The sequence below is a fragment of the Neomegalonema perideroedes DSM 15528 genome (genome assembly GCF_000374145.1).
Taxonomy (GTDB): Bacteria; Pseudomonadota; Alphaproteobacteria; order Rhodobacterales; family Rhodobacteraceae; genus Neomegalonema; species Neomegalonema perideroedes.
The window spans coordinates 208,778-231,281 of the sequence record NZ_KB893653.1; the positions used below are offsets into that span (position 1 = coordinate 208,778).

The window sequence follows — 22,504 nt, forward strand, 5'->3', positions numbered from 1 at the left end:
GCCGCCGCCGACGGTCAGAACACGAAGCCGGGCTTGCGTTCGAAGCCCGGCAGAGCCGTCGCGGCGGCGTCGAAGGCCACGCGGCCCCGCAGATCGCCCTTCGCCGCCAGACGCGCCCGGCCCATGGGGCCTTCGAGGCTGACGAAGATCAGGCGCCCGCCGGGGGCCAGCTGGGAATCGAGCGTCTCCAGCGATTCGAGGGCGGTTTCGACGCCGCCTTCGAGGAGTATTACGTCATAGGGGCCGGAATCCGGCGCGCCCGCGGTCAAATCTCCGACGACCACCCGCACGTGAGGCGCCAGAGGCTCCAGAAGAGCGCGGGCCTTCTCGGCGAGCGCGGGGTCGCTCTCCAGCGCCGTCACATGGCGCGAGAGCTTGCCCGCCAGAGCCGCCCCGTAGCCGGTTCCGGCGCCGACGATCAAAATCTTCTCCTCCGGCTCCAGCTCGGCGAGGTCCAGAAGCTTGGCCTGCACGCGCGGCTCGAGGATCTGGCGGCCCCCGCCCAGAGGCAGCGGCGAATCGGAATAAGCGGCGGCGCGCAGGGATTCGGGCGCGAAATCCTCGCGCGGAACCTCCAGCATGGCGGCGATCACGCCGCGGCGGGTCACGTCGGCGGGGCGCACCTGACGATCGACCATGGCTTGGCGCGCGGCGGCGAGAGGGCTGCTGCTGCTCGACATGGAAAGGCTCCTCCGGAGGAACGAAGAGATTGGTCTGTGCCACGGAACGAACCGGGACGCAAGGCGAGGCGGCGGCGCGGAGCGGGTTCGGAGGCGGATTTCCGCCTTATCCGGACTCGCCTTTCGCGAGGGTTCAGTTATGGGGCCAAGGCGCCCCGAAGTCACGTTTCCTGAGGCGCTCCGGACTGCGATTCGACGTCGCCGCGATGGACGAGGAAGCGCGGCGGAGGCTCGCCGGGCCGCCGTCCGGGACCATCTGACGCCGACGCAGGCCCAAAGGCGCCGGAAGCGCGTCGTCAAATCTCCCGGCGCGCTCCAGACCCTCGGCGCCGAGGGCCGCATGGCTGAACATCAGGAAAAATCGAGTCCCCCTTCGACGTCAGGAGAAATCCAAACCAACGTCGAGCGTCTTGACCGAATGGGTCAGGAAGCCCGCCGACAGCAGATCCACCCCCGTCTCCGCGATGGAGGGCGCGGTCTCGGGCGTGATTCCGCCGCTGGCCTCCAGCAAAGGCCGCCGCGCCGCCAGATCGGCCCGGCGCACGGCCTCGCGCAGGATCTCGGGCGACATGTTGTCGAGCAGGATGTTGTCGGCGATCCCGATCTTCAGCGCCTCGTCGAGCTGATCGAGGGAATCCACCTCAAGCTCGATCTTCAGCATATGCCCGGCGTAGGCGCGGGCGCGCTCCAGAGCGGGGCGGATGCCTCCGGCGGCCACGAGGTGGTTGTCTTTGATCAGCACGGCGTCGTCCAGACCGAAGCGGTGATTCGCCCCGCCTCCGAGCCGCACGGCGCGCTTCTCGAAGATCCGCAGGCCCGGCGTGGTCTTGCGGGTGTCGGCGATTTTGGCCTTGGTGTGGGCGATGGAATCGGCGATGCGCCGCGTGAGGCTCGCGATTCCGCACATGCGCCCCATGAAGTTCAGAGCCACGCGCTCGCCCATGAGAATCGAGCGGGCTTCTCCGGTCACGGTGAGGATGGCGTCGCCTTTGATCATGCGCTCGCCGTCGCCGAGACGGACCGCGATCTTCAGGTTCGGGTCCACCAGCCGGAAGGCCAGCTCCGCCGCCTGCACGCCCGCCGCCACGCCGGGCTCGCGGGCGTTGATCGCCGCGCGGGCCTGAGTCCCCATCGGAATCGTGGCGTCGGTGGTCACGTCGCCCGCCCGGCCCCAATCCTCGATCAGCGCGGCCTCGACGGCGGGCCGGATCAGAGCCTCGGGCAGAGGCGGAACGGGAAGGCTGGCGCTCATCTGTCTTCCTCCACGGCCGCGGCGCGGATGGCCAGAGCCTCGTCGAGCGTGATTTCGGTGCGATGCGCCCAAGCGGGATCCGTCTCGGGGAAATCGCTGCGGAAATGTCCGCCGCGGCTTTCCGTGCGGCGCAGGGCGGCGGCGGCGACCATGGTCGCGGCGGTGGTCATGTTGAGATAGCTGCGCGAGGCGCCCGCCGCCTCGCGCTCCAGACGCGCGATCTTGCGCAAAGCGCGCTTGAGGCTCTCGGCGTCGCGGACCACGCCCACGTCTTCGCTCATGGTCTGACGCAATTCATGCACCGCCCAGAGATTGCGCAATTCGCCCTCGGCGCTGAAATCGGCGCGAGGGAGAAGCTCGGGCAGGGCGGCGGGCAGGCTGACGGAGATCTTCTTCTCCACGTCCTCGGCGACGCGGGCGGCGAAGACCACCGCCTCAAGCAAGCCGTTGGAGGCGAGGCGATTGGCGCCGTGCAGCCCCGTCGAGGAGGCTTCGCCGCAGACCCAGAGCCGGTCAAGGGAGCTGCGGCCTTGGGAATCCACCCGCACGCCGCCCATATGGTAATGCGCCGCCGGGGCCACGGGGATGGTCTGGGTCGCGGGATCGATGCCCGCCTCCTGCAGATAGCCCATGACGGTGGGGAAATGCTCGCCGAAATGAGCGCCCAGAGCCTCCCGCGCGTCGAGCGCCGGACGATGGCCCGTCTGGATCTGCGCGAAGATCGCCCGGGCCACGATGTCGCGCGGGGCGAGTTCGGCGTCCGGATGGACCTCCGGCATGAAGCGCCGCCCGGTCTCGTCGACCAGAAAGGCGCCTTCGCCGCGCAGGGCCTCGGTGGCCAGAGGCGCGGGGTCTTTGCCGAGGTCGATGGCGGTGGGGTGGAACTGCACGAATTCCGGATCGGCGATCACGGCGCCCGCGCGGGCCGCCATGCCCATGGCCTGCCCCCGCACCCGCGAAGGATTGGTCGTCACGGCGTAGAGGCCGCCCAAGCCTCCGGCGGCGAGGATCGTCGCGTCGGCGCGGAAGAAGAGCGGCGTGGCGTAGCGGTCTCCGGCGGCGCGGGCGAAGACGCCGATCACGCGGCCCTCCGCCACGGCGAAATCCACCGCGATGACGCCCTCGACCACCGAAATCGAGGGCGTGGCCCGCACGTCCTCGATCAGAGCGTCCATGATGGCGCGCCCGGCGCGGTCCCCCGCGACGCGCACCACCCGCGCCCGGCCATGAGCCGCCTCGCGGGAGAGCATGTATTGGCCTTCTTCGTCGCGGTCGAAGGGAGCGCCCAGCCGCGCCAGATCCTCGATGCGGGCGGCGGCCTCCTGAGCCACGCTGCGGGCGGTGGCTTCGTCCACGATGCCCGCGCCGGCCTTGAGCGTGTCGGCGGCGTGATCCTCGGGACTATCGCCCGCGCCCACGGCGGCGGCCACGCCCCCTTGCGCCCAAGCCGAACTCGCGCCCTGCCCGAGCGGATCCGGCGACAGCACCGTCACCGGACGCGGCGCCAGCTTCAGCGCCGCGAAAAGCCCCGCCAGACCGGCGCCGATGATCAGCACGCCTCCGGTCTCGAACGCCGTGTCGAAGCGGCTCATGCCCGCCCTCCAAGCTCTTCGGATGAATATCCCCCGAGGGCCGAGTCTACGGCGAATTCTCGGCTGGGGCTAAAAAAAACGCGTTCAGCCGGGTTCGGGCTTTGGTTGGGGGAGGGGGAGGGCGCTCCGGCGGCGGCGGCTCCGCAGAAGCAGATGGACGCCCGCCGCGAATCCCAGCCAAAGCAGGAGGTTGACCGGATGATCGAACAGGACGCCCGCGATCAGCAGGGGCGCGAAGAGCGGCAGGACGGCGTATTCTCCGCGCATGCTCCTCATCAGCCCGATTCCGGAGGAGGTTTCCGGGAAGAGCCCGAAAAAATCCATGCCCTGAATGGTCAGGAACATCAGCAGCCCCCCGAAGAGCGCGCCGAGCAGGGTCGCGAGGATCAGCCGGAGCCCAGAGAACAGCCACCCGCGCAGGCCCTCTCCGCCAAGGCCGCGCGCCAGCAGCGCCCCCGCCAGAGCCGCCCCGATTCCGCCGAGCAGCGCGACGGGCCAGAATTGAAGGAGGCCCTGAAGCTTGTCGCGCTCCATGATCATGACGACGCCCAGCCACCAGAACGCGCCCATCGCGCCCACGAGCAGGGCGCTCCATCCGCGCAGGTTCATCACGGCCTCCTGAAGGGATTCGGCTGATGGGCTCCGCGCGCCTTGGCGCTCAGAGCTTCCATTCCTGCTGAGACACCAGAATCCGCCGCGCCCGATACATCAGCAGATGCACCCCGAGAAACAGCACGAACCACAGACACAGCATCGGCAAAGAGCCGATGAGCAGCCGCGTCACGACGAAGCTGGTCATGCCGCCCTCCGCGAGGGCCTCGCCGAACATGCCCACCGGATCGAAGCCGTCGCGCAGAAAGACCCTGACCGCGCCGACGACGCCCCCGGCGACGGCGCCGGTCAGAATGGTCGCCAGAAAAGCGCCGATCAATCCGAGCAGAAGCCCGCCCGCGCCCGGCTGTCCGAGGATCGGGCCGAGCAGCCAGCCTGCGAAGAAGCCGCTGATCAGCGCCAGCAACAACAGGCTGAATAATTGGGTTTTATGCGTGGAATCCGCGAAATCGACCGGCGGCGCCTCGATGAAGAGCTGCAGCACGAGGGCGCAGAGCCCCGCCGACAAAGCGATCCAGAAAGAAGCCTGAAGGCGCAAACCCATGATCAGATCTCCCTATCCGCTCGGGGTTTCGACGCAGGGAGGCGGCGCGACGTCCGGAGGCGCATGATCCTGATCCTTTTCCGACGGGGGGCGCGGTCGGAGGGAAGGATGTGCGCAAAAAGATGAAAAGAAAAGCCTAAGGCCGCGCCGTCAGGGCGAGTTTCGCGGGCGACGGAGCGGGAGAGCCCGCGCCGCCCGCCGGAGCTTCAGACGCGGGCCTTCAGCGGCGCCGTCGCCTTTTTGAGCCAAGGCCGCAGGCCCGGATCGAGCAGCGGCTCCAGAGCCTCCCGCACGCGGGCGTGATAGGCGTCGATCCACGCCCTTTCGCCCTTGCGCAGCAGCTTGGTCAGGATCAGGCGGCGGTCGATGGGCGCGAGGGTCAGAGTCTCGAAGCCCATCATGGGGCGCTCGCCGCCTTTGGGGATCTCGGGCGCAGTCGTGAGCAGCAGATTCTCGATCCTCAGGCCGAATTCGCCCGCTTTATAATACCCCGGCTCATTGGAGAGGATCATGCCCGGCTCCAGCGCGACGGCGCCGGTCTTGGCGATGCGCGCGGGGCCTTCATGGACGTTGAGATAGGCCCCGACGCCATGGCCCGTGCCATGGTCGAAGTCCAGCCCCGCCTTCCAGAGCGCCAGACGCGCCAGAGTGTCGAGCTGCGCGCCGGTGGTCCCGACCGGAAACCGCGCCCGCGAAAGCGCGACCACGCCTTTCAGCGTCAGAGTGAAGGCGCGGGCCATGGGCTCCGGGACTTCGCCCACCGCCACGGTGCGCGTGACGTCGGTGGTGCCGTCCTCATATTGCCCGCCGGAATCGATGAGATAGAGATTGCCGGGCAGAATCTTCAGATCGCTCTCGCGGCTGACGCGGTAATGCGGCAAGGCGGCGTGCGGCCCATAGGCCGAGATGCTCGGGAAGCTCAGATCCTTGAGCGCGCCGGTCTCAAGGCGGATCTCCTCCAGCTTTTCGGCGGCGGAGATTTCGGTGAGTCCGCCCTTGGGCGCTTCGGAATCGAACCAAGCGAGGAAGCGCGTCAGGGCGGCGCCGTCGCGGAGCTGGGCGGCGCGGGCGCCTTCGATCTCGGCTTTGGTCTTGCGGGCCTTGGGCTTGACGCAGGGGTCTTCGCTCCAGACGACTTCGGCGCCCGCCGCCGCGAGCTTCTCCGCGAGGGCGGCCGGGGCCGTCTGGCGGGCGACGCCGACCCGCGCGCCTTTCAGCCCGGCGAGGGCCTCGGGCAGAGCCGATTCCGGCGCCAGAGTCACGGCGTCGCCGAGATGACGGCGGGTCTTCGCGTCGGCGCGGGAGGGATCGACGAAGAGCCGCGCCCGCCCGTCGGCCTCCAGCAGCGCATAGCCCAAAGCCACCGGATTATGCGCCACGTCCGAGCCCCGGAGGTTGAGCAGCCAATTCACCGAATCCGAGGCCGAGAGCAGCATGGCGCCGAGCTTGCGGCGCTTGAGCTCTTCAGCGGCGGCGGCGCGTTTCTGCGCGCCGGAGGCTCCGGCGAGGGCGGTGGCCTGAATCCGCAGCGGATGGGCCGGAGCGGCGGGCCGATCCTTCCACACCGCGTCCAGAGGATTGGACTCCAGCGCGATCAATTCGCGCCCGCCTCCCTCGAAGGCCTCCCGCCAATTGGCGAGCTCGGCGGGCGTCAGAAGCCAGGGGTCATAGCCGATCCGCGCGCCTTGCGGCGCGGCTGCGGCGGCCCAGTCCCAAGGCTTGCTCTGTTCGATCCTTTGAGTCTCGTAAGCCGAGGAATCGAGCTGTTCGGCGGCCTGAGTCGTATAACGCCCGTCCACGAAGACCGCCGCCCGGTCCTTCAGCGCCACGGCGAAGCCCGCTGAGCCGCTGAAGCCGGTCAGCCAGAGCAGACGCTCGTCGGCTTCGGGGATGTATTCGCTTTGGAAGCGGTCGGCGTGGGGGATGAGGAAGCCGTCCAGCTTGCGGCGCTTCAGCTCCGCCCGCAGCAGCGCGAGCCGCGCCGCGCCTTGGTCGTGGCTCGGCGTTTCAAAGGATTGAAGGGGCAACTTCGCTCTCCTCGCTGGACCCGGACTCCGCCGGAGGGGCGGCCGCGGCCTTCTGGCTGGCCCACATGGCGGCGTAGCGCCCGTTCTGGGCCAGAAGCCGCGCATGAGGCCCCCGCTCGACGATCTCGCCCGCGTCGAGCACGATGATCTCATCCGCATCCACCACGGTGGAGAGACGATGGGCGACCACCAGCACTGTGCGGTTCCGCGAGAGGCTCCGCAAGCTCTCCTGAATGGCCTTCTCGGTGCGGGTGTCGAGGGCGGAGGTCGCTTCGTCGAGGATCAGCACCGGGGGGTTCTTGAGGATCGCCCGCGCGATGGAGACGCGCTGCTTCTCGCCGCCCGAGAGCTTCAGACCGCGCTCGCCCACTTCGGTCTCATAGCCTTTGGGGAGGCTGCCGATGAACTCATGCAGGCGGGCGGCCTCGGCGGCGGCCAGCACCTCCTCGCGGGAGGCCTCGGGGCGGCCATAGGCGATGTTGTAGAAGATGGTGTCGTTGAAGAGCACCGTATCTTGCGGCACCACGCCCACCGCCTGACGCAGGCTCTCCTGCGTCACGTCGCGCAGGTCTTGGCCGTCGATGCGGATGGCGCCCGACTCCACCTCGTAAAAGCGATAGAGCAGCCGCGCGAGGGTGGATTTCCCCGAGCCCGTCGGCCCCACCACCGCCAGAGTCTTGCCGCCCGGAATCTCGAAGCTCACGCCTTTGAGGATCTCGCGGTCGGGATCGTAGCGGAAACGCACGTCGTCGAAATTCACCCGGCCTTCGGTCAGCTTCAGAGGCTCGGCCTTGGGCGAATCCTTGATCTCCACGTTCTGATCCATGAGGACGAAGAGCTCGGTCATGTCGATCATGGCTTGGCGGATCTCGCGATAGACCGTCCCGAGAAAGCCCAAAGGCATGGTGATTTGCAGCATGAAGGCGTTGACCATCACGAAATCGCCGACGGTCAGATTCCCCTGCGCCACGCCGTAGCCCGCGAGGATCATCGCCGCGCCGAGGCCCGCCGAGATGATGAAGGCCTGGCCCGCGTTCAGCCAGGCCAGAGAGGTCTGGGTCTCGACGCCCGCCTGTTCATAGCCCTGCATGGATTGGTCGTAGCGCTCGACCTCGCGCCGTTCTGCGGCGAAATATTTCACCGTCTCGTAATTCAGAAGGCTGTCGACGGCCTTCTGCATGGCCTCTTGGTCTTTGTCGTTCATCCGCTTGCGGATGCCGAGCCGCCATTCCGTCGCCTTATAGGTGTACCAGACGTAAGAGACCAGCGTCCCCGCCACCACGAGGAAATACCAGAAATCGAACTTCAGCCAGAAGATCGCCGCCACCACGATCAGCTCGACCACCAAAGGCGCGAGGTTGAACACGAGGAAGCGCAGCAGGAAGTCCACGCCCTTCACGCCGCGGTCGATGATCCGCGAGAGCGCGCCGGTCTTGCGCTGAAGATGAAAGCGCAAAGAGAGCTGATGCAGATGGGTGAAGCTCTGGATGGCCAGACGCCGCAAGGCCCTCTGGCCGACCTTGGCGAAGACGCCGTCGCGCACCTGAGCCAGCCCGACCTGCATGAATCTCATCACGGCGTAGAAGAGGATCAGCGCCGTCGGCGCGACCATCAGCGCCCGCGCGCCGTCCGAGACGCCCGCCGGGGTCAGGGCGTCCACCACGTCCTTGAACAGGAAGGGCGTCCAGATGGTGGCGACCTTCGCCAGAATCAGGAAGACCATCGCCACGACCACGCGCAGCCGCGCCTCAGGCTCTCCCTTGGGCCAGACATAAGGGGCGACCGCCGCCAAAACGCGCCAATCGCCTTCGCCGTCCGCCCGCAGACGGCTTCCGCCTTCCGCTTGTCGCATAGGATCTCCGTTCCGCTTGCGCTTTTCGCTCTTGCGAAATGGTTCTAAGCTTATCGCGCGCAAGCCCCAAGGAGTTTCAGGGCCGCGCAAGGATGGGCGGGGTCAGGAGATCATGGCCGAGGCCGCCGGACCCTCCTGAAGGATCGACTTCAGCCGCCCCAGCCCCTCCGCCAGAATCTCGCGGTCGGGCGCCGGGCCGAAGGCCAGACGCACGCCTCTGAGGTGGTCGGGGGCGGCGTGGCGCGGCAGACAATAGGATTCGTCCACCGCCACCCGCACCCCCGCGTTCAGCGCCCGCATGGCGAAGTCGTTGCTGCGCCATTTCGCGCCCAGCGGCAGCCAGGCGAAATTCGCGGCGTCGGGCGCCCTCAGGCCCCATTGCCCGAGCGTCTCGCGCGCCAGAACGGCCCGGGCCGCCGCCTCCGCCCGCACGGCGCGCAGGATCCGGTCTGCGGCGCCCGAAGAGATCATTTCGGCGAGGAGGGCGGTCATCGGCGTCGAGGTGTGGTAGTTCAGCACGCGCAGACAACGCGCCGCCGCCGCCGCCTTATGCTGGGGCGCGATGAGCCCGCCGACCCTCAGCCCCGCCGCGAGGCATTTGGAGATTCCGGCGATGTAATAGGATCCTTCCGGATACAATTGCGCGAAATGCGGCGGATGCGAAGATTCAAGCCAGCCATAGACGTCGTCCTCGATCACCGCCACGCCGCGCGCCTGAGCGATGGCCGAGATCTCGACCCGCCGCCGCACCGGCAGCACCGAAGCCGTGGGATTGTGATAGGTCGGCGTGAGGATGATCGCGTCGGGGCTATGGCGGCGACAGGCCTCGTCGAAGGCGGCGGGAATCACGCCTTGGTCGTCCATGGCCACCGGCTCCGTCCGCAGCCCGAGCATCGTCGTCATCTCGACGAATCCCGGATGGCTGAGGACGCCCGTCAGCACCACGCCGTCGCGGGTCGGAACGGCGGTGCGCAAGGCGATGTGCAGGGCCTGCTGCGCCCCGGAGGTGATGATCAGCCGGTCGGGCGACGCCTCCATCCCCGCGACCTCCGAGATCCAGCGCGCGTAGGTCTCGCGTTCGGCGAAATCCCAATCCCGGCCGCCATAAGTCGTCAGCCGCAGGGCGGAGCGCGGATCCGAGGCCAGCTTGATCATCGCCTTGCGGATCTCGGCGTCCTGACCCACCTCGGGCACGCAATTATTCGCCATCTCCAGCCAGGAGGCGTGAGGCGGGGCGGGGGGCGCGGAATCGGGGCCGGCGGGACGCGGGCCGGCGGCCTCCGGCGCGTCCGAGGCGCGCACGAAAGTGCCGCGGCCGACTCCGGCCGAGAGCTGCCCGCGCTCGATGGCTAATTTATATCCGCGCGCCACCGCGCCCGGCGAGATCTTCAGCCGCCAGGCCAGATCGCGCACCGGCGGCAATTGATCGCCCGGCGCCAGCCCTCCCGAAGCTATGGCGCGGCCTATGGCGTCGGCCAGAGCGCGGAATTTCGGGGCGGGCCCCTCCAGAAGCTCAGGCGTCCACATTGTATCTATCACAACTTTCCTATTGTTCTTGTGATTTTGGAATTGTATCCTTCAAGCCGCGCCGCAACATGTAACATGTGGTTACGATTTGCGGTTGAAAGATTACATTTAGGTAAGGGTTGAATACAATGTCCGCCGTCCTTCAGCAAACGCTTTCTCCTTCCGCCGCTTCGCGCGCCGAAAGCGCGCTGGGCCGAATCTTCGGCTGGGTCGGCGGGCTGTTCAAACCCCGCGACCCGTCGATGCTGGCGCTTGAGCGCATGCTCGACGATCCGCATCTGCTGAAGGACATCGGCCTCGACGCCGAGGCCGCCCGCCGCGAGATCGAGCTGAGCCGTTCGCGCTGAGCCCGCCGCAGGTCGGCCCAAGGGCTCCGCCCTCTTCTTCGTTTGCAAGTTTTCCTGACGAACTGGCGCGACGTCTTCGGACGCCGCGCCTTTTTCGTCGCGCGCCCTCAGGCGAGGGCAATCTGCGCCCCGAGCGCCGCCATGATCGGCGCGAAGCCGGGGAAGCTGGTGCCCACGGCGCCGAAGTCGTCGATGGTCACCGGGCGGCGCGCGGCCAGTCCGAGCACGAGGTGGCTCATGGCGATGCGGTGGTCCAGATGGCAGATCACGAATCCGCCGCCCTCCACGTCCCCGGCGCCGCGTCCATGGACGATCAGCGTGTCCTCGTCCGATTCGGTCGTCACGCCGCAGGCGCGCAATCCGGCCTCCATGGCGGCGATGCGGTCGGATTCCTTGGCGCGCAGCTCCTTGACGCCGCGCATGACGGTCTCGCCCGTCGCGAAGGCCGCGACCACCGCCAGAATCGGATATTCGTCGATCATCGAGGGGGCGCGCTCGGGCGGAATCTCTATGCCCTTGAGATTCCCGCTGAAGCGGGCGCGCAGATCGGCGGCGGGCTCTCCGCCCTCGACGGTCTCGTTCTCGAAGACGAGATCCGCGCCCATCTCCTGAAGGGTGAGGAAAAGCCCCGCCCGCGTCGGATTGATCCCGACCCGCGGACAAAGCACCTCGGAGCCCGGAACGATCAGCGCCGCGCAGAGCGGAAAGGCCGCCGAGGAAGGATCGCGCGGCACGGCCACTTTCTGCGGCCGCAATTCGGGACGGCCCTGAAGCCGGATGATCTTGCCGCCTTCGGGGCGCGCCTCCACGGAGACCTCGGCGCCGAAGCCTCGCAGCATGCGCTCGGTGTGGTCGCGGGTGGCCTCGGGCTCGATCACGGAGGTCTCGCCGGGGGCGTTGAGCCCCGCCAGCAGCACCGCCGACTTCACCTGAGCCGAAGCCATCGGCAGGAGGTAGGAGACCGGCAGGGGCGATTGCGCGCCGGTCAGCGTGAGCGGCAGCTTGCCGCCCCTGCGCCCGGCGTGAGTCGCGCCGAACTGCGCCAGAGGCGTCAGCACCCGGCCCATGGGCCGACGGCGCAGGCTGGCGTCTCCGGTGAAGGTGGCGGAGAGGTCTGTGGTGGCGGCCGCGCCCATGATCAGCCGCACGCCGGTTCCGGCGTTGCCGCAGTCGATCACGTCCTCGGGCTCCATGAAGCCGCCGACGCCCACGCCCTCCACGCGCCAGTCGCCGGGGCCGAGCCGCTCGACCTTGGCGCCGAAGGCCCGCATGGCGCGGCCGGTGCCCAAGACGTCCTCGCCCTCCAGAAGCCCGGAGACCTCCGTGCGTCCGACCGCCAGAGCCCCGAGAATCAGCGCCCGATGCGAAACGGATTTATCGCCGGGGACCGCCGCCTCGCCCCGGAGGGGGCCGGAGGCGCGCGAGACCGCAGGTTGAAGAGGGCCGTGGCCGGACATGGAGCAGCTCCTGAATTTCGGGAAGGGGCGCCGCGGAGGAGGGCGGAGCGCCCGCGCGGGCTCTTTGAATAGCTCATTCGGGCGGCCTTCCGCAAACCCGCCGCGCTCCGGAGGCGGGGGGAGGCGCCCGGATTTGCGAAAAAACGCCGGAAAACCCTTGCCAAGCGGGGGCGGGCGCTGTTATAGCCTCCGCCCATCCGCAGCAGGGGCTTCTTCGGAAGCTTCGGGGGCGGGTCGTGTTTAGGGCGCGTAGCTCAGCGGTAGAGCACTGTGTTGACATCGCAGTGGTCACAGGTTCGATCCCTGTCGCGCCCACCATATTTTCAACATCCGACGCCGTCGGCGCGCTTCAGGGCGCCTCAGGCGACGTCGCGTCGGCCGGATCAGAAGCTAGGCGAGAAGAAAATGAAAGTTCGGAATTCGCTGAGATCGCTCAAGGCCCGGCACCGCGACTGCCAGCTTGTCCGTCGCAAGGGCCGGATCGTCGTGATCAACAAGACCCAGAAGAAGTTCAAGGCGCGTCAGGGCTGAGTCTTCGCCCGGTCCCTTGACCTTCCTTCCAGATGAATTCGAACCCCGTCGCGCGATGCGCGGCGGGGTTTTCGCGTTCTCCGCGCGCCCCTTCGAGGCTTCGGGAGCGGGAATCGGCCGCGCCGCCGACGGCCGCGCGCGGGCGGAGCGTCAAGGAATATATTTCCAAAGCGCGTTTCTTCGCGCGCTCAAGCGCTAAGGAAAATCGTTCTCTATACGTGCTTGATCTTGCGGAATTTTGGCCGTTTTCGACGGGGCGCGCCCCGCCTATAATGGGCGGCTCGGAGACGCCCGCAGGGCGAAAGGCGCCGGAATTTCAGAGGGCGAAGGCGCGCCGAGCGACAGAGGGATGGGGCGGATCCGCCCCCGACCGGACCCAGCTTCAGAATCATTCAGAGCCGAACCGCCGCAGGCCGACCGAGGGGACGCAAGCCGTGAACCAATCCGCCGATCTTCCGCCGAATCCGTCGCCCAATCCGCCCCCGGCCCGCGCCCTGCCGCATAACGTCGAGGCCGAGCAGGCCGTCCTGGGCGCGATTCTCGTGAACAACGAATCGATGGACCGCGTCACCGCTTTTCTGGAGGCGGAGCATTTTTACGACCCCCTCCACGCCGAGATCTACCGCGCGGCCCGCACCCGCATCCAGCGCGGCCAGATCGCTTCGCCCATCACCCTGCGCGCCCGATTCGAGCAGGAGCCCGCTTTGCAGGAGCTTGGGGGCGTCGGCTATCTCTATAAGCTCGCCGAGGGCGCCGTGGCGGTGTTCAACGTCGAGGATTACGGGCGGATCGTCTATGATCTGGCCATCCGGCGCGAGCTGATGCGGCTCGGCGAGAATCTCGCGGATCAGGCGGGCGACTTCCGCAACGAATCCTCGGGCGCCGATCAGATCGTCGACGCCGAGCGCCAGCTTTACGCCCTCGCCGAGCGCGGGCGTCTGGAGGGCGGCTTCCGCAGCTTCGCCGCCGCGCTCAGCGAGGCGGTGAACGTCGCCAACGCCGCCTATCAGCGCGAGGGCGGTCTGGCGGGCATTTCGACCGGTCTGAAGGATCTCGATCTGAAGCTGGGCGGGCTGCACACCTCCGATCTGCTGATTCTCGCGGGCCGCCCCTCCATGGGCAAGACGGCGCTCGCGACGAACATCGCCTTCAACGTGGCCAAGGCCTACCGGCTGGGGACCAAGCCCGACGGGACGCCGGGCGCGGTGGACGGCGGCGTGGTCGGCTTCTTCTCGCTGGAGATGTCCGCCGAGCAGCTCGCCACGCGCATTCTCTCCGAGCAGGCGCAGATTCCCTCCGAGATGATCCGCAAGGGCGAGCTCAGCGAGGCCGAATTCGAGCGCTTCCTCACCGCCTCCGGCGAGCTTCAGCGTCTGCCGCTGCATATCGACGACACCCCCGCCATCTCCATTGCGACGCTTTCGGCGCGGGCGCGGCGGCTCAAGCGTCAGCATGGGCTGGATCTGGTGGTGGTGGACTATCTCCAGCTCGTGCGGCCCGCCGGAAGCGGAAGGGGCAATGAAAACCGCGTGCAGGAGGTCAGCGAGGTGACTCAGGGGCTCAAGGCTCTGGCCAAGGAGCTGAACGCCCCGGTGATCGCCTTGTCTCAGCTCTCGCGTCAGGTCGAGAACCGCGACGACAAGCGGCCCCAGCTTTCGGATCTGCGCGAATCGGGCTCCATCGAGCAGGACGCCGACGTGGTGATGTTCGTCTATCGCGAGGAATATTACGTCGGCCGCAAGGAGCCCCGCGAGGATTCGCCCGAATACGCCGGATGGCAGGCCGAGATGGAGAAGGTGCATAACCTCGCCGAAGTCATCATCGGCAAGCAGCGCCATGGCCCCATCGGCGCGGCGCAGCTCTTCTTCGACAGCCGCTTCACCAAATTCGGCGATCTCGTCCGCGATTCCGACAAGGGTTATCGCCACGAGGCTTGAGGCGCGTCAGCCGGTCGTCCTGCGTCCAAGAGCCGACTTCCCCCCCGCGCGCGCAAGCCTTAACAGAGGCTTGCGCCGCCGCTCCGGGCGGCGCGCGAGCCTGCTGGGGAGCCTCGATTCATGCCGTCCGCCGCCTCCAAGACCGACGCCGGGAATTTCTTCGAAGATTTCACGCTGGGCCGCAAATTGGTCCACGCCACGCCGCGCAGCCTCACGGAGGGGGATCGGGCGCTCTACACCGCCCTTTATCCCTCGCGTTTCGCGCTTCAGTCTTCGGACGCCTTCGCTCAGGCTTGCGGGCTGCCTTCTTCGCCGCTGGACGATCTGATCGTCTTTCATACGGTCTTCGGCAAGACCGTGCCCGACGTCTCTTTGAACGCGGTGGCCAATCTGGGCTACGCCGAGGGGCGCTTCCTCAAGCCGATCCGGCCGGGCGACAGCCTGCGCGCCGAATCCGAGGTGATCGGCCTCAAGGAGAACGCCAATGGCGAGACGGGCGTGGTCTATGTCCGCACCAAGGGCTTCGACCAGAGCGGCGCGACGGTGCTGGAATATGTCCGCTGGGTGATGGTCCGCAAACGCGTTAAGGCCGATCCGGCGCCTGCGCCCGTGGTTCCGGGCCTCGCCAAGGCCATTGCGGCGGCGGATCTCGTGGTTCCCGACGGCTTCGACGTCAAAGGCTACGACTTCGCCCTTGCGGGGGCGCCCCATCGCTGGGGAGATTATGAGGTCGGCGAGAAGATCGACCATGTGGACGGCGCCACCGTCGAGGAGGCGGAGCATATGCTCGCGACGCGCCTCTGGCAGAACACCGCCAAAGTGCATTTCAATCAGCACACCGAATCCAAAGGCCGCTTCGGCAAGCGCCTGATCTACGGCGGCCATGTGCTGAGCCTCGCCCGCGCCTTGAGCTTCAACGGCCTCGCCAACGCCTTTCAGATCGCCGCGATCAACGGCGGAACCCATGTCGCGCCCCTCTTCGCGGGGGATACGGTCTACGCATGGTCCGAGGTGCTGGATAAAGCCGAGACCTCGAATCCGGGGATCGGGGCTTTGCGTCTGCGGTTGGCGGCGGTCAAGAACCGCAGCGCCGAAGGCTTTCCGCTCAAGACCGCCGAAGGCAAATATGAAGAGGGCGTGATCCTCGATTTCGATTATTGGGCGCTCACGCCGCGCTGAACCGCAACAGAATCAAAAGCGTCAGGGAGAAGATCATGGGCTTTCGGAGTTTGGACGATCTGGATCTGAAGGGGAAAAGGGTTCTGGTGCGGGTGGATTTGAATCTGCCGGTCGAAGAGGGCCGCGTCACCGACGCCACCCGCGTCGAGCGGATCCTCCCCACCATCGAGGAGATTCTCGACAAGGGCGGAACGCCGATCCTGCTCGCGCATTTCGGACGCCCGAAGGGCCGCGACGAAAGCCAGTCGCTGAAGATCGTCGCTCCGGCTCTGACGCGGGCGCTGCGCCGGGAAGTGGTCTTCGGCGCCGATTGCGTCGGGCCGGACGCCGAAGCGGCCATCCGCGCCGCCAGGCCCGGCGACGTGGTGCTGCTCGAAAACACCCGCTTCCATAAGGAGGAGGAGACAAACGACCCGGAATTCGCCCGCCGCCTCGCGGCCCTCGGCGATCTCTACGTCAACGACGCCTTCTCCGCCGCCCATCGCGCCCACGCCTCGACGGAGGGCCTCGCGCGGCTTCTGCCCTCGGCGGCCGGACGCGCCATGCAGGCCGAACTGGAGGCCCTCGGCAAGGCGCTGTCTCATCCGGCCCGTCCGGTGGTGGCGGTGGTGGGCGGGGCCAAGGTCTCGAGCAAGCTCGACCTGATCGGCAATCTGCTCGACAAGGTGGACGTGGTGGTGATCGGCGGCGGCATGGCCAACACCTTTCTGTCGGCGCAAGGCCATGAGGTCGGCAAGTCGCTCCAAGAGGCCGATATGCGGGAGACCGCCCGCGCGATCATGGCCAAAGCCGAGGCCGCCGGGAAAACCATCCTCCTCCCCGTGGACGTGGTGGCGGCGACCGAGTTCAAACCCGACGCCGACCATGTGGTCGTCTCCGCCGAGGCCGTCCCCGCCGACCGCATGATCCTCGACGCCGGGCCGCAAAGCGTGGCGCGGATCGCCGAAGCCTTCGACAAGGCGAAGACCATCGTCTGGAACGGCCCCTTGGGCGCCTTCGAGCTGACTCCCTTCGACGCCGCCACCAACGCGGCGGCGCTCAAGGCGGCGGATCTGGCCGAATCAGGCCGGGCTCTGGCGGTGGCGGGCGGCGGCGACACCGTGGCCGCGCTCAACGCCAGCGGCGCCGGAGAGCGCTTCACCTACGTCTCGACGGCGGGCGGCGCCTTCCTCGAATGGCTGGAGGGCAAGACTCTGCCGGGGGTGGCGGCGCTCGAAGCCTGAATCTTGCGCGCCTCCGGAGGCTTAGAGGCTCCGGAGGCGCGACGGCGCGCTCTTCCGGCGACGCTCCGCGCGCCGCGCGGGGCTGCGGCCTCAGGCCCATTGACGCGCGCCGGATTCCTGCGAGACATGCGGCTCTCCGCCCTCCGGGGCCTTTCTCGCATCAGGCCTCGCATCATGGCCCATCTCTCCGAAGCGGAAGCGCGCCGCTATCTGACCTTCATTTCGGTTTTATTTCTGATCTGGGGCGTCGTCGCGACGATCTTCGGCGCCATTTCGCCCAATCTGCTGCGCGAATTCGCTCTGGACGACGCGCGGCTCTCCTATGCTCCGGCTTGTCTGGCGGGGGGCGGCGCCTTGGGGGCGCTCTGGGGCGGAGCGCTGGGCGGCGCCTTGCGGCTGCGGCGGGTGATCCTTGGTTTTCTGACCGCGGGTCTGGGCGCGGTGGCGCTGATGGTTCTGGCGCCGGTCTGGCCGGTCTATCTGCTCGGCGTCTTTCTGACGACCTTGCTGTTTTCGGTCAGCATCACGCTTTGCAACGGGCTTTTGACCAAGATCGCCGCGCCGGAGCGCCGCACGGCGGTCTTCGGGAGGGCTCAGGCGGTCTACACCTTCGGCGCGGCCATAGGCCCGCTTGTGGCGGCGGGGCTGCTCTGGCGCGATCCCGAGGCCTGGCGGCTGATCTACGTTCTCTGCGGGCTGGCCATGGCGGGGCTTCTAGTCTGGGCCTGGACCCGGCTGGCGAGCCTCTCGCAAGCGGGGGTGCGGCTGGAGTCCAAAGGCGGATTCTCCGCCTATGGCGACGTGCTGCGCGATCCGGGCCTGCGCTGGATGCTGCTCGCTTCGGCTTTGGGCGGGGGAATCCTCGAACTCACGCACGCCGCTTTCTCGACGTTGCATGCGGTGAAGGCGCTCGATCTGAGCGACACGGCGGGGCGGGTGGTCTATACGGCCTTCACGGTGGGCATGTTCCTCTCGCGGCTGGGCGTCTCGACCACGGGCGGGCGCTTCCGGCCGGAGGCTTTGTTGACGGCGGCGGCGGTTCTGGCCTCGGCTTCGGCGCTGCTGCTGATGGCGGCTCAGGGCCAGACGGTCGCCCTCCTTGCGAATTTCGGCCTTGGTCTGGCGGCGGGCGCCTCTTTTCCGCTGACCATGCTCATGGCCTCGGCGCGGCGGCCCGATCTGGTGGACGCCACGACGGGCGCCATGATCCTCGCCGGTTCGGCGGGCTATCAGGCCGCGAGTCTGACGCTCGGCGCTTTGGGCGAGGCCTATGGCCTGAAATCGGCTTATTGGTTGGTCGCGGTCGGGGCGGGGCTGTGGCTTCTGGTCTGTCTGAGGCTGCGGCGGATGAGCGCCGCGCCCCTGCGGGAAGGAAAGACGGCGTGAGCGGAGCGAAGATTCTTCTGGTGGTCGCCTGCGCCCTCGTGGACGCGGACGGCCGGGTGCTGCTGGCCCGGCGTCCCGAGGGCAAGGCTCTGGCGGGGCTCTGGGAGTTTCCCGGCGGCAAGCTGGAGCCCGGCGAGCGCCCCGAAGAGGCCTTGATCCGCGAATTGGCCGAGGAATTGGGAATCGACGTCAAAAGCGCCTGCCTCGCGCCTTTGACCTTCGCCTCCCACGCCTATGAGGACAAGCATCTCCTCATGCCGCTTTACGTCTGCCGCCGCTGGAGCGGACAGGTCCAGTCCAAAGAGGGGCAGGCTCTGGCTTGGGTGAAGCCCAATAAGATGCGGGAATATCCCATGCCTCCGGCGGATCTGCCGCTGATCGCGCCGCTGATCGATCTGCTTTAAGCCTCTCTTGATCTGGAGGCGTCAAGCTGGAGCCCTCCGAAGCTCCGGCGCGCCGAGGCCCGCATGATCGATTACGACGGCGCGGCGATCCTCTATCGGGAGGCCGCGCCTTCATGGCGGTTGAGGAGCCTCTTCGTCCTTATGGGGCTGACGCTGGCGATCATGATTCCGGGGCCGGTCTGGATGCAGGTCGACCGGGGGGAGATCTGGTCCTCCCTCGCCGCCCTGACGCCCTTCGCCTTCCTGATGCTGACCATCTTCACGCTGCTGCCGCCGCTGGTCGGAGGGCTTTTCGTCATGATCGGGCTGGCGAGCGTCGCGGAGCTGCGGTTGGATCCGGCCTCCGGCGAGGCCGAAAGGATTCTGCGCGGCCCCGTGATCCGCAAGCGCGAGCGTTTCCCGCTCTCCGGGATCGGCGCGCCTGAGCTCGCCGTTCGCCATCACGACGACGGGCCGAGCTTTTTTCTGCGCCTGCCTTTGGCGGAAGGACGTTCGACCGAGATCGACGGCTTCCGCGACAAAGCCGAGGCGGAGCTTTGGCGCGGCCGCATCCTCAAGCTTCTGGCCTCCGCCGCCTAACGCGGCGCCGCGAGCCAAGCCTCGCCCGCGCCGAGGCCGTTCAGCGAAAACCGCGCCTGACGCGCCCTTCCGTCGTCGCCGGTGAAATCCACGATCAGCGCGCGGCCCTGCCGCATGCGGGGCAGAAGATCGGCTTGGGAGATGCTCGGCGCGAAGAGGATTTCGTTGGGCGCCCCGTCCCCGACCGGATTCCAGCCGTCCGCCGCGTCGAGCCGCGCGATGGAGGCGGCGTCGATGCGGAGCCCGATCAGCGAGCCGGGCTGGACCGATCCCCCGACGGGGGTGAAGACGATCTCGTCCCAAGGAGACCCGGCCCGGCGCAGCAGGCTCAGGCGATAGGCGGGCTGCGGGCCCTGCGGCCGGAAGGCGACGGGGCCTTGCGGATCGGAGAAGGCGCTGAGGCTGCAATGGCCCGAGACGCAAAGCCCCGTCCAGTCGCCGAAGGACTGCGGCCCGGCCTCCTGAGCCTGAGCCGCAGGAGAGAGAGTCAGGGCGGAAGCGAGAGCGAAGAGGGCGGCGGATAAGCGGCGCATGAAGAATCTCCGCAGGGAAAGGCGCGGGAAGAAGGCGCCCGGCCCCCGAGCTTAAGCAGGAAAATGGGCGGCCCTGAGGCGAAAGGGAAAGGCGGGTCGGGCGACCCTTGATTTTCCCGCCGCGCCCGCGCAAATTGCCGGATATGACCGCTCAGATCCTCCCTATCCTGATCCATCCCGACCGCCGTCTGCGCGCCAAATGCGAGCCCGTGGCGGAGGTGGACGATTCCATCCGCGCTTTGCTGGAGAGCATGCTCGCGACCATGTACGACGCTCCCGGCGTCGGGTTGGCGGCGCCGCAGCTGGGCGTGCTGAAACGCGTGATCGTGATGGATTGCGTCGAGAAGGACGCGCCGCCCGCGCCGGTCAAGATGGTCAATCCGGAGATCCTCTGGTCCTCCGAAGAGCTGAACGTCCATGAAGAGGGCTGCCTCTCGGTTCCCGAGGAATATGTCGATGTGACCCGACCCGCCCGCGTGCGGGCCCGCTGGCTCGACGAGCGGGGCGCGCCTCAAGAAGCCGAATTCGATGGGCTTTGGGCCACCTGCGTGCAGCATGAGATCGACCATCTCGACGGCAAGCTCTTCATCGACTACGTGGGGCCGCTGAAACGCAAGCTCATCACCGACCGCATGAAGAAGCTCAAGCGCGTCCGCGCCCGCGAACAGGAAGAGCGCGAAGCCGGCGTCGCCTGAAGCCCCGCCCGCCCCAACCCTCTCCCCGCGGAGCCGCCTTATGACCGAAGACCTGAAGCGCCGCCTTGAGGCGGCCGTCGCCGCCTTGGATGGGCCGGGCGGCAAGATCAGCCTGACTCCCGCCGGAGCGGCCATCCTCACCATCGAGATCGATCCGGCCCGCGCCGCCGAATACGAGCCTTACCGCCGCCGCGCCGAAGAGGCTCTGAAGGCGACGCCGGGCGTGGCCAGCGCCCGCGCGGTGCTGACCGCCCACGCCGCTTCGCCTTCGGCTCCGGCGCCGAATCGGGCGCACGCCCATGGCCATGGCCATGCGGGCCATTCCCATGCCCATGGCGAGCCCAAGCGCGTCTCAGGAACGCCGAGCGCCGGCCCGCCCAATCTGCGCGGCCCCTCTCAAACCCCCGACGGCCGCGCCGGTCCCGGCGCGAAGCCTCTGGTCCCCGCTCCGGTCTCCGAAGGCCCGATTCCCGGCGTGGCGCGGATCATTGCGGTGGGCTCGGGCAAGGGCGGGGTGGGGAAATCCACGGTCTCCGTCAATCTGGCTCTGGCGCTGGCCAAGGAAGGCTGGCGCGTGGGGATGCTCGACGCCGACATCTACGGGCCTTCGCAGCCGCATCTGCTCGGGCTGCGCGGAAGGCCCGAAACCGACGGCAAGATGATCCAGCCTTTGCAGGCGCATGGGATCAAGGTGATGTCCATGGGCTTTCTGCTCGGGGCGGATCAATCGGTGGTCTGGCGCGGACCGATGCTCATGACCGCGCTCCAGCAGATGCTGCGGCAAGTGGCCTGGGGCGAGCTGGACGCTTTGATCGTCGACCTGCCGCCCGGCACCGGCGACGTTCAGCTGACCCTCTCGCAAAAGGCCGACGTGACCGGGGCGGTGATCGTCTCCACGCCGCAGGATCTGGCTTTGCTCGACGCCCGCAAGGCCATCGACATGTTTCATAAGCTGAACACGCCGATTCTCGGGATCGTCGAGAACATGGCGAGCTTCTGCTGTCCCAATTGCGGGACCGAGACGGCGATTTTCGGCCTCGGCGGGGCCAAGCGCGAGGCCGAGCGTCTGAAGGTTCCCTTCCTCGGGGCCATTCCGCTGGATCTGGAGCTGCGCATGGCCTCGGACGCCGGGACGCCGCTCGCCGCGACCGATCCCGAAGGCGCGCAGGCGAAGCGCTTCCGCGCCGTCGCCCGCGATCTGATGAGCCGCCTCCACGCCGAGGCGAATCTCAGGTGAAGGCCCGATGCGGGCGGAGGGCGCGGGAAGGGGCGGCGAGGGGGAGAGGCTCCGGGCGCCTCTTTTCTCATCACGTTCCTGTGTCCTGCGCGCTTCCCTTTGCGGATAAGCCTCGGCGAAGCCGCGAAAGCTGAGGCGCCGAAGCCTCAGAGGCTCTAACCTGACGGGGCTTCTTCGCCGCAGTCCGGAGACCCGCCCCTCATGACGGCCGCCCCGACCCCCTCTCCGACGCGGATGCGCGACGCCCTGCTGGACGAGCTCGTCCGCGAGGGCGTGCTGGACGCTCCCGCCCGCGCCGCCATGGAGGCCGTCCCGCGCGAGATCTTCGTGGACCCCCTCTTCGCCGCCCGCGCCTGGGAGGATTCCCCGCTGCCCATCCCCGGCGGCCAGACCATCAGCGCGCCCTCCGTCGTGGCGCTGATGACCACGGCCCTCGCGCCGACGCGCCGGTGCAAAATCCTCGAAGTGGGGGCGGGCTCGGGCTATCAGACCGCCGTTTTGGCGCGGCTGGCGCGGCGAGTCTACGCGGTGGAGCGGCGGGCGGATCTGGCGCGGCTTGCGGAGGATCGATTCGCGGCTTTGGGGATCGGCAACGTCTCGCTGCGCCACGCCGACGGCGCTTTAGGCTGGCCCGAGCAGGCGCCCTTCGACCGCATTCTGGTGGCCGCCGCCGCCGAAGACCCGCCGCCGGCCCTTTTGAGTCAGCTGCGTATCGGCGGCGTTATGGTGTTGCCCGTAGGACAAACCAGCGGAATGCAAGAATTGATTAAGGTTGAGAAGTCAGAATTCGGCTACCATTATACGGAGCTGAAACTTGTCCGGTTCGTCCCGCTGCTCGGCGGGGTGGTGCGAGCCGAGGAAGCGGACAGGCTCTGAAGCGCTCCCCCGCGCGTGACCCCACATGAGGATG

General features: G+C 68.0%; 21 protein-coding genes and 1 tRNA gene. 12 read left to right on the forward strand and 10 right to left on the reverse strand.

What is annotated here, in order from left to right; all coding sequences use genetic code 11:
• Positions 1–14: 14 nt before the first annotated feature.
• From B161_RS0100950 to B161_RS0100985, 8 genes are all read right to left on the reverse strand, one after another.
• Positions 15–680, reverse strand: coding sequence for a protein-L-isoaspartate O-methyltransferase family protein (locus B161_RS0100950; RefSeq protein ID WP_018631471.1), 666 nt, complete (start codon positions 678–680; stop codon positions 15–17).
• A 379-nt stretch (positions 681–1,059) separates the two neighbouring features.
• Positions 1,060–1,932 (reverse strand): carboxylating nicotinate-nucleotide diphosphorylase, encoded by an 873-nt coding sequence (gene nadC / locus B161_RS0100955; RefSeq protein WP_018631472.1) that lies wholly within the window; start codon positions 1,930–1,932, stop codon positions 1,060–1,062.
• Entirely contained in the window at positions 1,929–3,524 is a 1,596-nt protein-coding gene (locus tag B161_RS0100960) for an L-aspartate oxidase (protein WP_018631473.1), read from the reverse strand. Before B161_RS0100960 ends, nadC begins: the two co-directional genes overlap by 4 nt.
• An 84-nt stretch (positions 3,525–3,608) precedes the next feature.
• Positions 3,609–4,133, reverse strand: coding sequence for a hypothetical protein (locus B161_RS0100965; RefSeq protein WP_018631474.1), 525 nt, complete (start codon positions 4,131–4,133; stop codon positions 3,609–3,611).
• Between the two features lie 49 nt (positions 4,134–4,182).
• Positions 4,183–4,680: a hypothetical protein gene (locus B161_RS0100970; protein WP_018631475.1), complete on the reverse strand. Its 498-nt coding sequence runs from the start codon at positions 4,678–4,680 to the stop codon at positions 4,183–4,185.
• 206 nt (positions 4,681–4,886) lie between these two features.
• Complete coding sequence (locus tag B161_RS0100975) at positions 4,887–6,707, reverse strand: aminopeptidase P family protein (RefSeq protein WP_018631476.1); 1,821 nt, start codon at positions 6,705–6,707, stop codon at positions 4,887–4,889.
• The gene (locus tag B161_RS0100980; protein ID WP_018631477.1) at positions 6,688–8,559 is read right to left on the reverse strand and encodes an ABCB family ABC transporter ATP-binding protein/permease; all 1,872 of its coding nucleotides are present in this window, start codon (positions 8,557–8,559) and stop codon (positions 6,688–6,690) included. The genes B161_RS0100975 and B161_RS0100980 overlap by 20 nt, the downstream gene beginning before the upstream one ends.
• Positions 8,560–8,661: 102 nt before the next feature.
• Positions 8,662–10,086: an aminotransferase-like domain-containing protein gene (locus tag B161_RS0100985; protein ID WP_018631478.1), complete on the reverse strand. Its 1,425-nt coding sequence runs from the start codon at positions 10,084–10,086 to the stop codon at positions 8,662–8,664.
• Positions 10,087–10,214: 128 nt separating this feature from the next.
• On the opposite strand from B161_RS0100985, the gene B161_RS0100990 reads away from it, so the two are divergent.
• Positions 10,215–10,433, forward strand: a complete 219-nt coding sequence (locus tag B161_RS0100990; RefSeq protein WP_018631479.1) for a hypothetical protein — start codon at positions 10,215–10,217, stop codon at positions 10,431–10,433.
• Between the two features lie 107 nt (positions 10,434–10,540).
• Here B161_RS0100990 and aroA read toward each other — a convergent pair whose 3' ends face one another.
• Positions 10,541–11,890: a 3-phosphoshikimate 1-carboxyvinyltransferase gene (gene aroA / locus B161_RS0100995; RefSeq protein WP_018631480.1), complete on the reverse strand. Its 1,350-nt coding sequence runs from the start codon at positions 11,888–11,890 to the stop codon at positions 10,541–10,543.
• A gap of 243 nt (positions 11,891–12,133) precedes the next feature.
• Here aroA and B161_RS0101000 point away from each other — a divergent pair.
• From B161_RS0101000 to B161_RS0101040, 8 genes are all read left to right on the forward strand, one after another.
• Positions 12,134–12,208 (forward strand) — tRNA-Val (locus B161_RS0101000).
• Positions 12,209–12,295: 87 nt separating this feature from the next.
• A complete protein-coding gene (ykgO, locus tag B161_RS0101005) occupies positions 12,296–12,421 on the forward strand; it encodes a type B 50S ribosomal protein L36 (protein WP_026310104.1) in 126 nt (41 codons plus the stop codon).
• Positions 12,422–12,693: 272 nt separating this feature from the next.
• Positions 12,694–14,358: a replicative DNA helicase gene (locus tag B161_RS0101015; RefSeq protein WP_018631482.1), complete on the forward strand. Its 1,665-nt coding sequence runs from the start codon at positions 12,694–12,696 to the stop codon at positions 14,356–14,358.
• 120 nt (positions 14,359–14,478) lie between these two features.
• Positions 14,479–15,537 (forward strand): MaoC family dehydratase, encoded by a 1,059-nt coding sequence (locus B161_RS0101020; RefSeq protein ID WP_018631483.1) that lies wholly within the window; start codon positions 14,479–14,481, stop codon positions 15,535–15,537.
• Positions 15,538–15,572: 35 nt separating this feature from the next.
• On the forward strand, positions 15,573–16,760 hold the full coding sequence (locus B161_RS0101025; protein WP_026310106.1) for a phosphoglycerate kinase: 1,188 nt from the start codon (positions 15,573–15,575) through the stop codon (positions 16,758–16,760).
• A gap of 174 nt (positions 16,761–16,934) precedes the next feature.
• A complete protein-coding gene (locus tag B161_RS0101030) occupies positions 16,935–18,146 on the forward strand; it encodes an MFS transporter (RefSeq protein WP_169338259.1) in 1,212 nt (403 codons plus the stop codon).
• Positions 18,143–18,550 carry an 8-oxo-dGTP diphosphatase MutT gene (mutT, locus tag B161_RS0101035; protein ID WP_018631486.1) on the forward strand — a complete coding sequence of 136 codons (408 nt, stop codon included), beginning with the start codon at positions 18,143–18,145 and terminating at the stop codon, positions 18,548–18,550. The genes B161_RS0101030 and mutT overlap by 4 nt, the downstream gene beginning before the upstream one ends.
• A gap of 63 nt (positions 18,551–18,613) precedes the next feature.
• Positions 18,614–19,129, forward strand: coding sequence for a hypothetical protein (locus tag B161_RS0101040; RefSeq protein WP_018631487.1), 516 nt, complete (start codon positions 18,614–18,616; stop codon positions 19,127–19,129).
• On the opposite strand, the gene B161_RS0101045 is transcribed toward B161_RS0101040, so the two are convergent.
• The gene (locus tag B161_RS0101045; RefSeq protein ID WP_018631488.1) at positions 19,126–19,662 is read right to left on the reverse strand and encodes an invasion associated locus B family protein; all 537 of its coding nucleotides are present in this window, start codon (positions 19,660–19,662) and stop codon (positions 19,126–19,128) included. The genes B161_RS0101040 and B161_RS0101045 overlap by 4 nt on opposite strands.
• Positions 19,663–19,805: 143 nt before the next feature.
• Here B161_RS0101045 and def point away from each other — a divergent pair, with 143 nt between their 5' ends.
• From def to B161_RS0101060, 3 genes are all read left to right on the forward strand, one after another.
• Positions 19,806–20,357 carry a peptide deformylase gene (gene def / locus B161_RS0101050; RefSeq protein ID WP_040789009.1) on the forward strand — a complete coding sequence of 184 codons (552 nt, stop codon included), beginning with the start codon at positions 19,806–19,808 and terminating at the stop codon, positions 20,355–20,357.
• Positions 20,358–20,397: 40 nt separating this feature from the next.
• Positions 20,398–21,594 carry an Mrp/NBP35 family ATP-binding protein gene (locus B161_RS0101055; RefSeq protein WP_018631490.1) on the forward strand — a complete coding sequence of 399 codons (1,197 nt, stop codon included), beginning with the start codon at positions 20,398–20,400 and terminating at the stop codon, positions 21,592–21,594.
• A 201-nt stretch (positions 21,595–21,795) separates the two neighbouring features.
• Positions 21,796–22,470: a protein-L-isoaspartate(D-aspartate) O-methyltransferase gene (locus tag B161_RS0101060; RefSeq protein ID WP_018631491.1), complete on the forward strand. Its 675-nt coding sequence runs from the start codon at positions 21,796–21,798 to the stop codon at positions 22,468–22,470.
• Positions 22,471–22,504 lie beyond the last annotated feature (34 nt).

What these genes read in the sequence shown, in the direction of transcription:
- B161_RS0100950 (WP_018631471.1), bottom strand. Translation starts at nt 680, where the DNA reads ATGTCGAGCAGCAGCAGCCCTCTCGCCGCCGCGCGCCAAGCCATGGTC.
- nadC (WP_018631472.1), bottom strand. Translation starts at nt 1,932, where the DNA reads ATGAGCGCCAGCCTTCCCGTTCCGCCTCTGCCCGAGGCTCTGATCCGG.
- B161_RS0100960 (WP_018631473.1), bottom strand. Translation starts at nt 3,524, where the DNA reads ATGAGCCGCTTCGACACGGCGTTCGAGACCGGAGGCGTGCTGATCATC.
- B161_RS0100965 (WP_018631474.1), bottom strand. Translation starts at nt 4,133, where the DNA reads ATGAACCTGCGCGGATGGAGCGCCCTGCTCGTGGGCGCGATGGGCGCG.
- B161_RS0100970 (WP_018631475.1), bottom strand. Translation starts at nt 4,680, where the DNA reads ATGGGTTTGCGCCTTCAGGCTTCTTTCTGGATCGCTTTGTCGGCGGGG.
- B161_RS0100980 (WP_018631477.1), bottom strand. Translation starts at nt 8,559, where the DNA reads ATGCGACAAGCGGAAGGCGGAAGCCGTCTGCGGGCGGACGGCGAAGGC.
- B161_RS0100985 (WP_018631478.1), bottom strand. Translation starts at nt 10,086, where the DNA reads ATGTGGACGCCTGAGCTTCTGGAGGGGCCCGCCCCGAAATTCCGCGCT.
- B161_RS0100990 (WP_018631479.1), top strand. Translation starts at nt 10,215, where the DNA reads ATGTCCGCCGTCCTTCAGCAAACGCTTTCTCCTTCCGCCGCTTCGCGC.
- aroA (WP_018631480.1), bottom strand. Translation starts at nt 11,890, where the DNA reads ATGTCCGGCCACGGCCCTCTTCAACCTGCGGTCTCGCGCGCCTCCGGC.
- ykgO (WP_026310104.1), top strand. Translation starts at nt 12,296, where the DNA reads ATGAAAGTTCGGAATTCGCTGAGATCGCTCAAGGCCCGGCACCGCGAC.
- B161_RS0101015 (WP_018631482.1), top strand. Translation starts at nt 12,694, where the DNA reads ATGGGCGGCTCGGAGACGCCCGCAGGGCGAAAGGCGCCGGAATTTCAG.
- B161_RS0101020 (WP_018631483.1), top strand. Translation starts at nt 14,479, where the DNA reads ATGCCGTCCGCCGCCTCCAAGACCGACGCCGGGAATTTCTTCGAAGAT.
- B161_RS0101025 (WP_026310106.1), top strand. Translation starts at nt 15,573, where the DNA reads ATGGGCTTTCGGAGTTTGGACGATCTGGATCTGAAGGGGAAAAGGGTT.
- B161_RS0101030 (WP_169338259.1), top strand. Translation starts at nt 16,935, where the DNA reads ATGGCCCATCTCTCCGAAGCGGAAGCGCGCCGCTATCTGACCTTCATT.
- B161_RS0101040 (WP_018631487.1), top strand. Translation starts at nt 18,614, where the DNA reads ATGATCGATTACGACGGCGCGGCGATCCTCTATCGGGAGGCCGCGCCT.
- B161_RS0101045 (WP_018631488.1), bottom strand. Translation starts at nt 19,662, where the DNA reads ATGCGCCGCTTATCCGCCGCCCTCTTCGCTCTCGCTTCCGCCCTGACT.
- def (WP_040789009.1), top strand. Translation starts at nt 19,806, where the DNA reads ATGACCGCTCAGATCCTCCCTATCCTGATCCATCCCGACCGCCGTCTG.
- B161_RS0101055 (WP_018631490.1), top strand. Translation starts at nt 20,398, where the DNA reads ATGACCGAAGACCTGAAGCGCCGCCTTGAGGCGGCCGTCGCCGCCTTG.
- B161_RS0101060 (WP_018631491.1), top strand. Translation starts at nt 21,796, where the DNA reads ATGACGGCCGCCCCGACCCCCTCTCCGACGCGGATGCGCGACGCCCTG.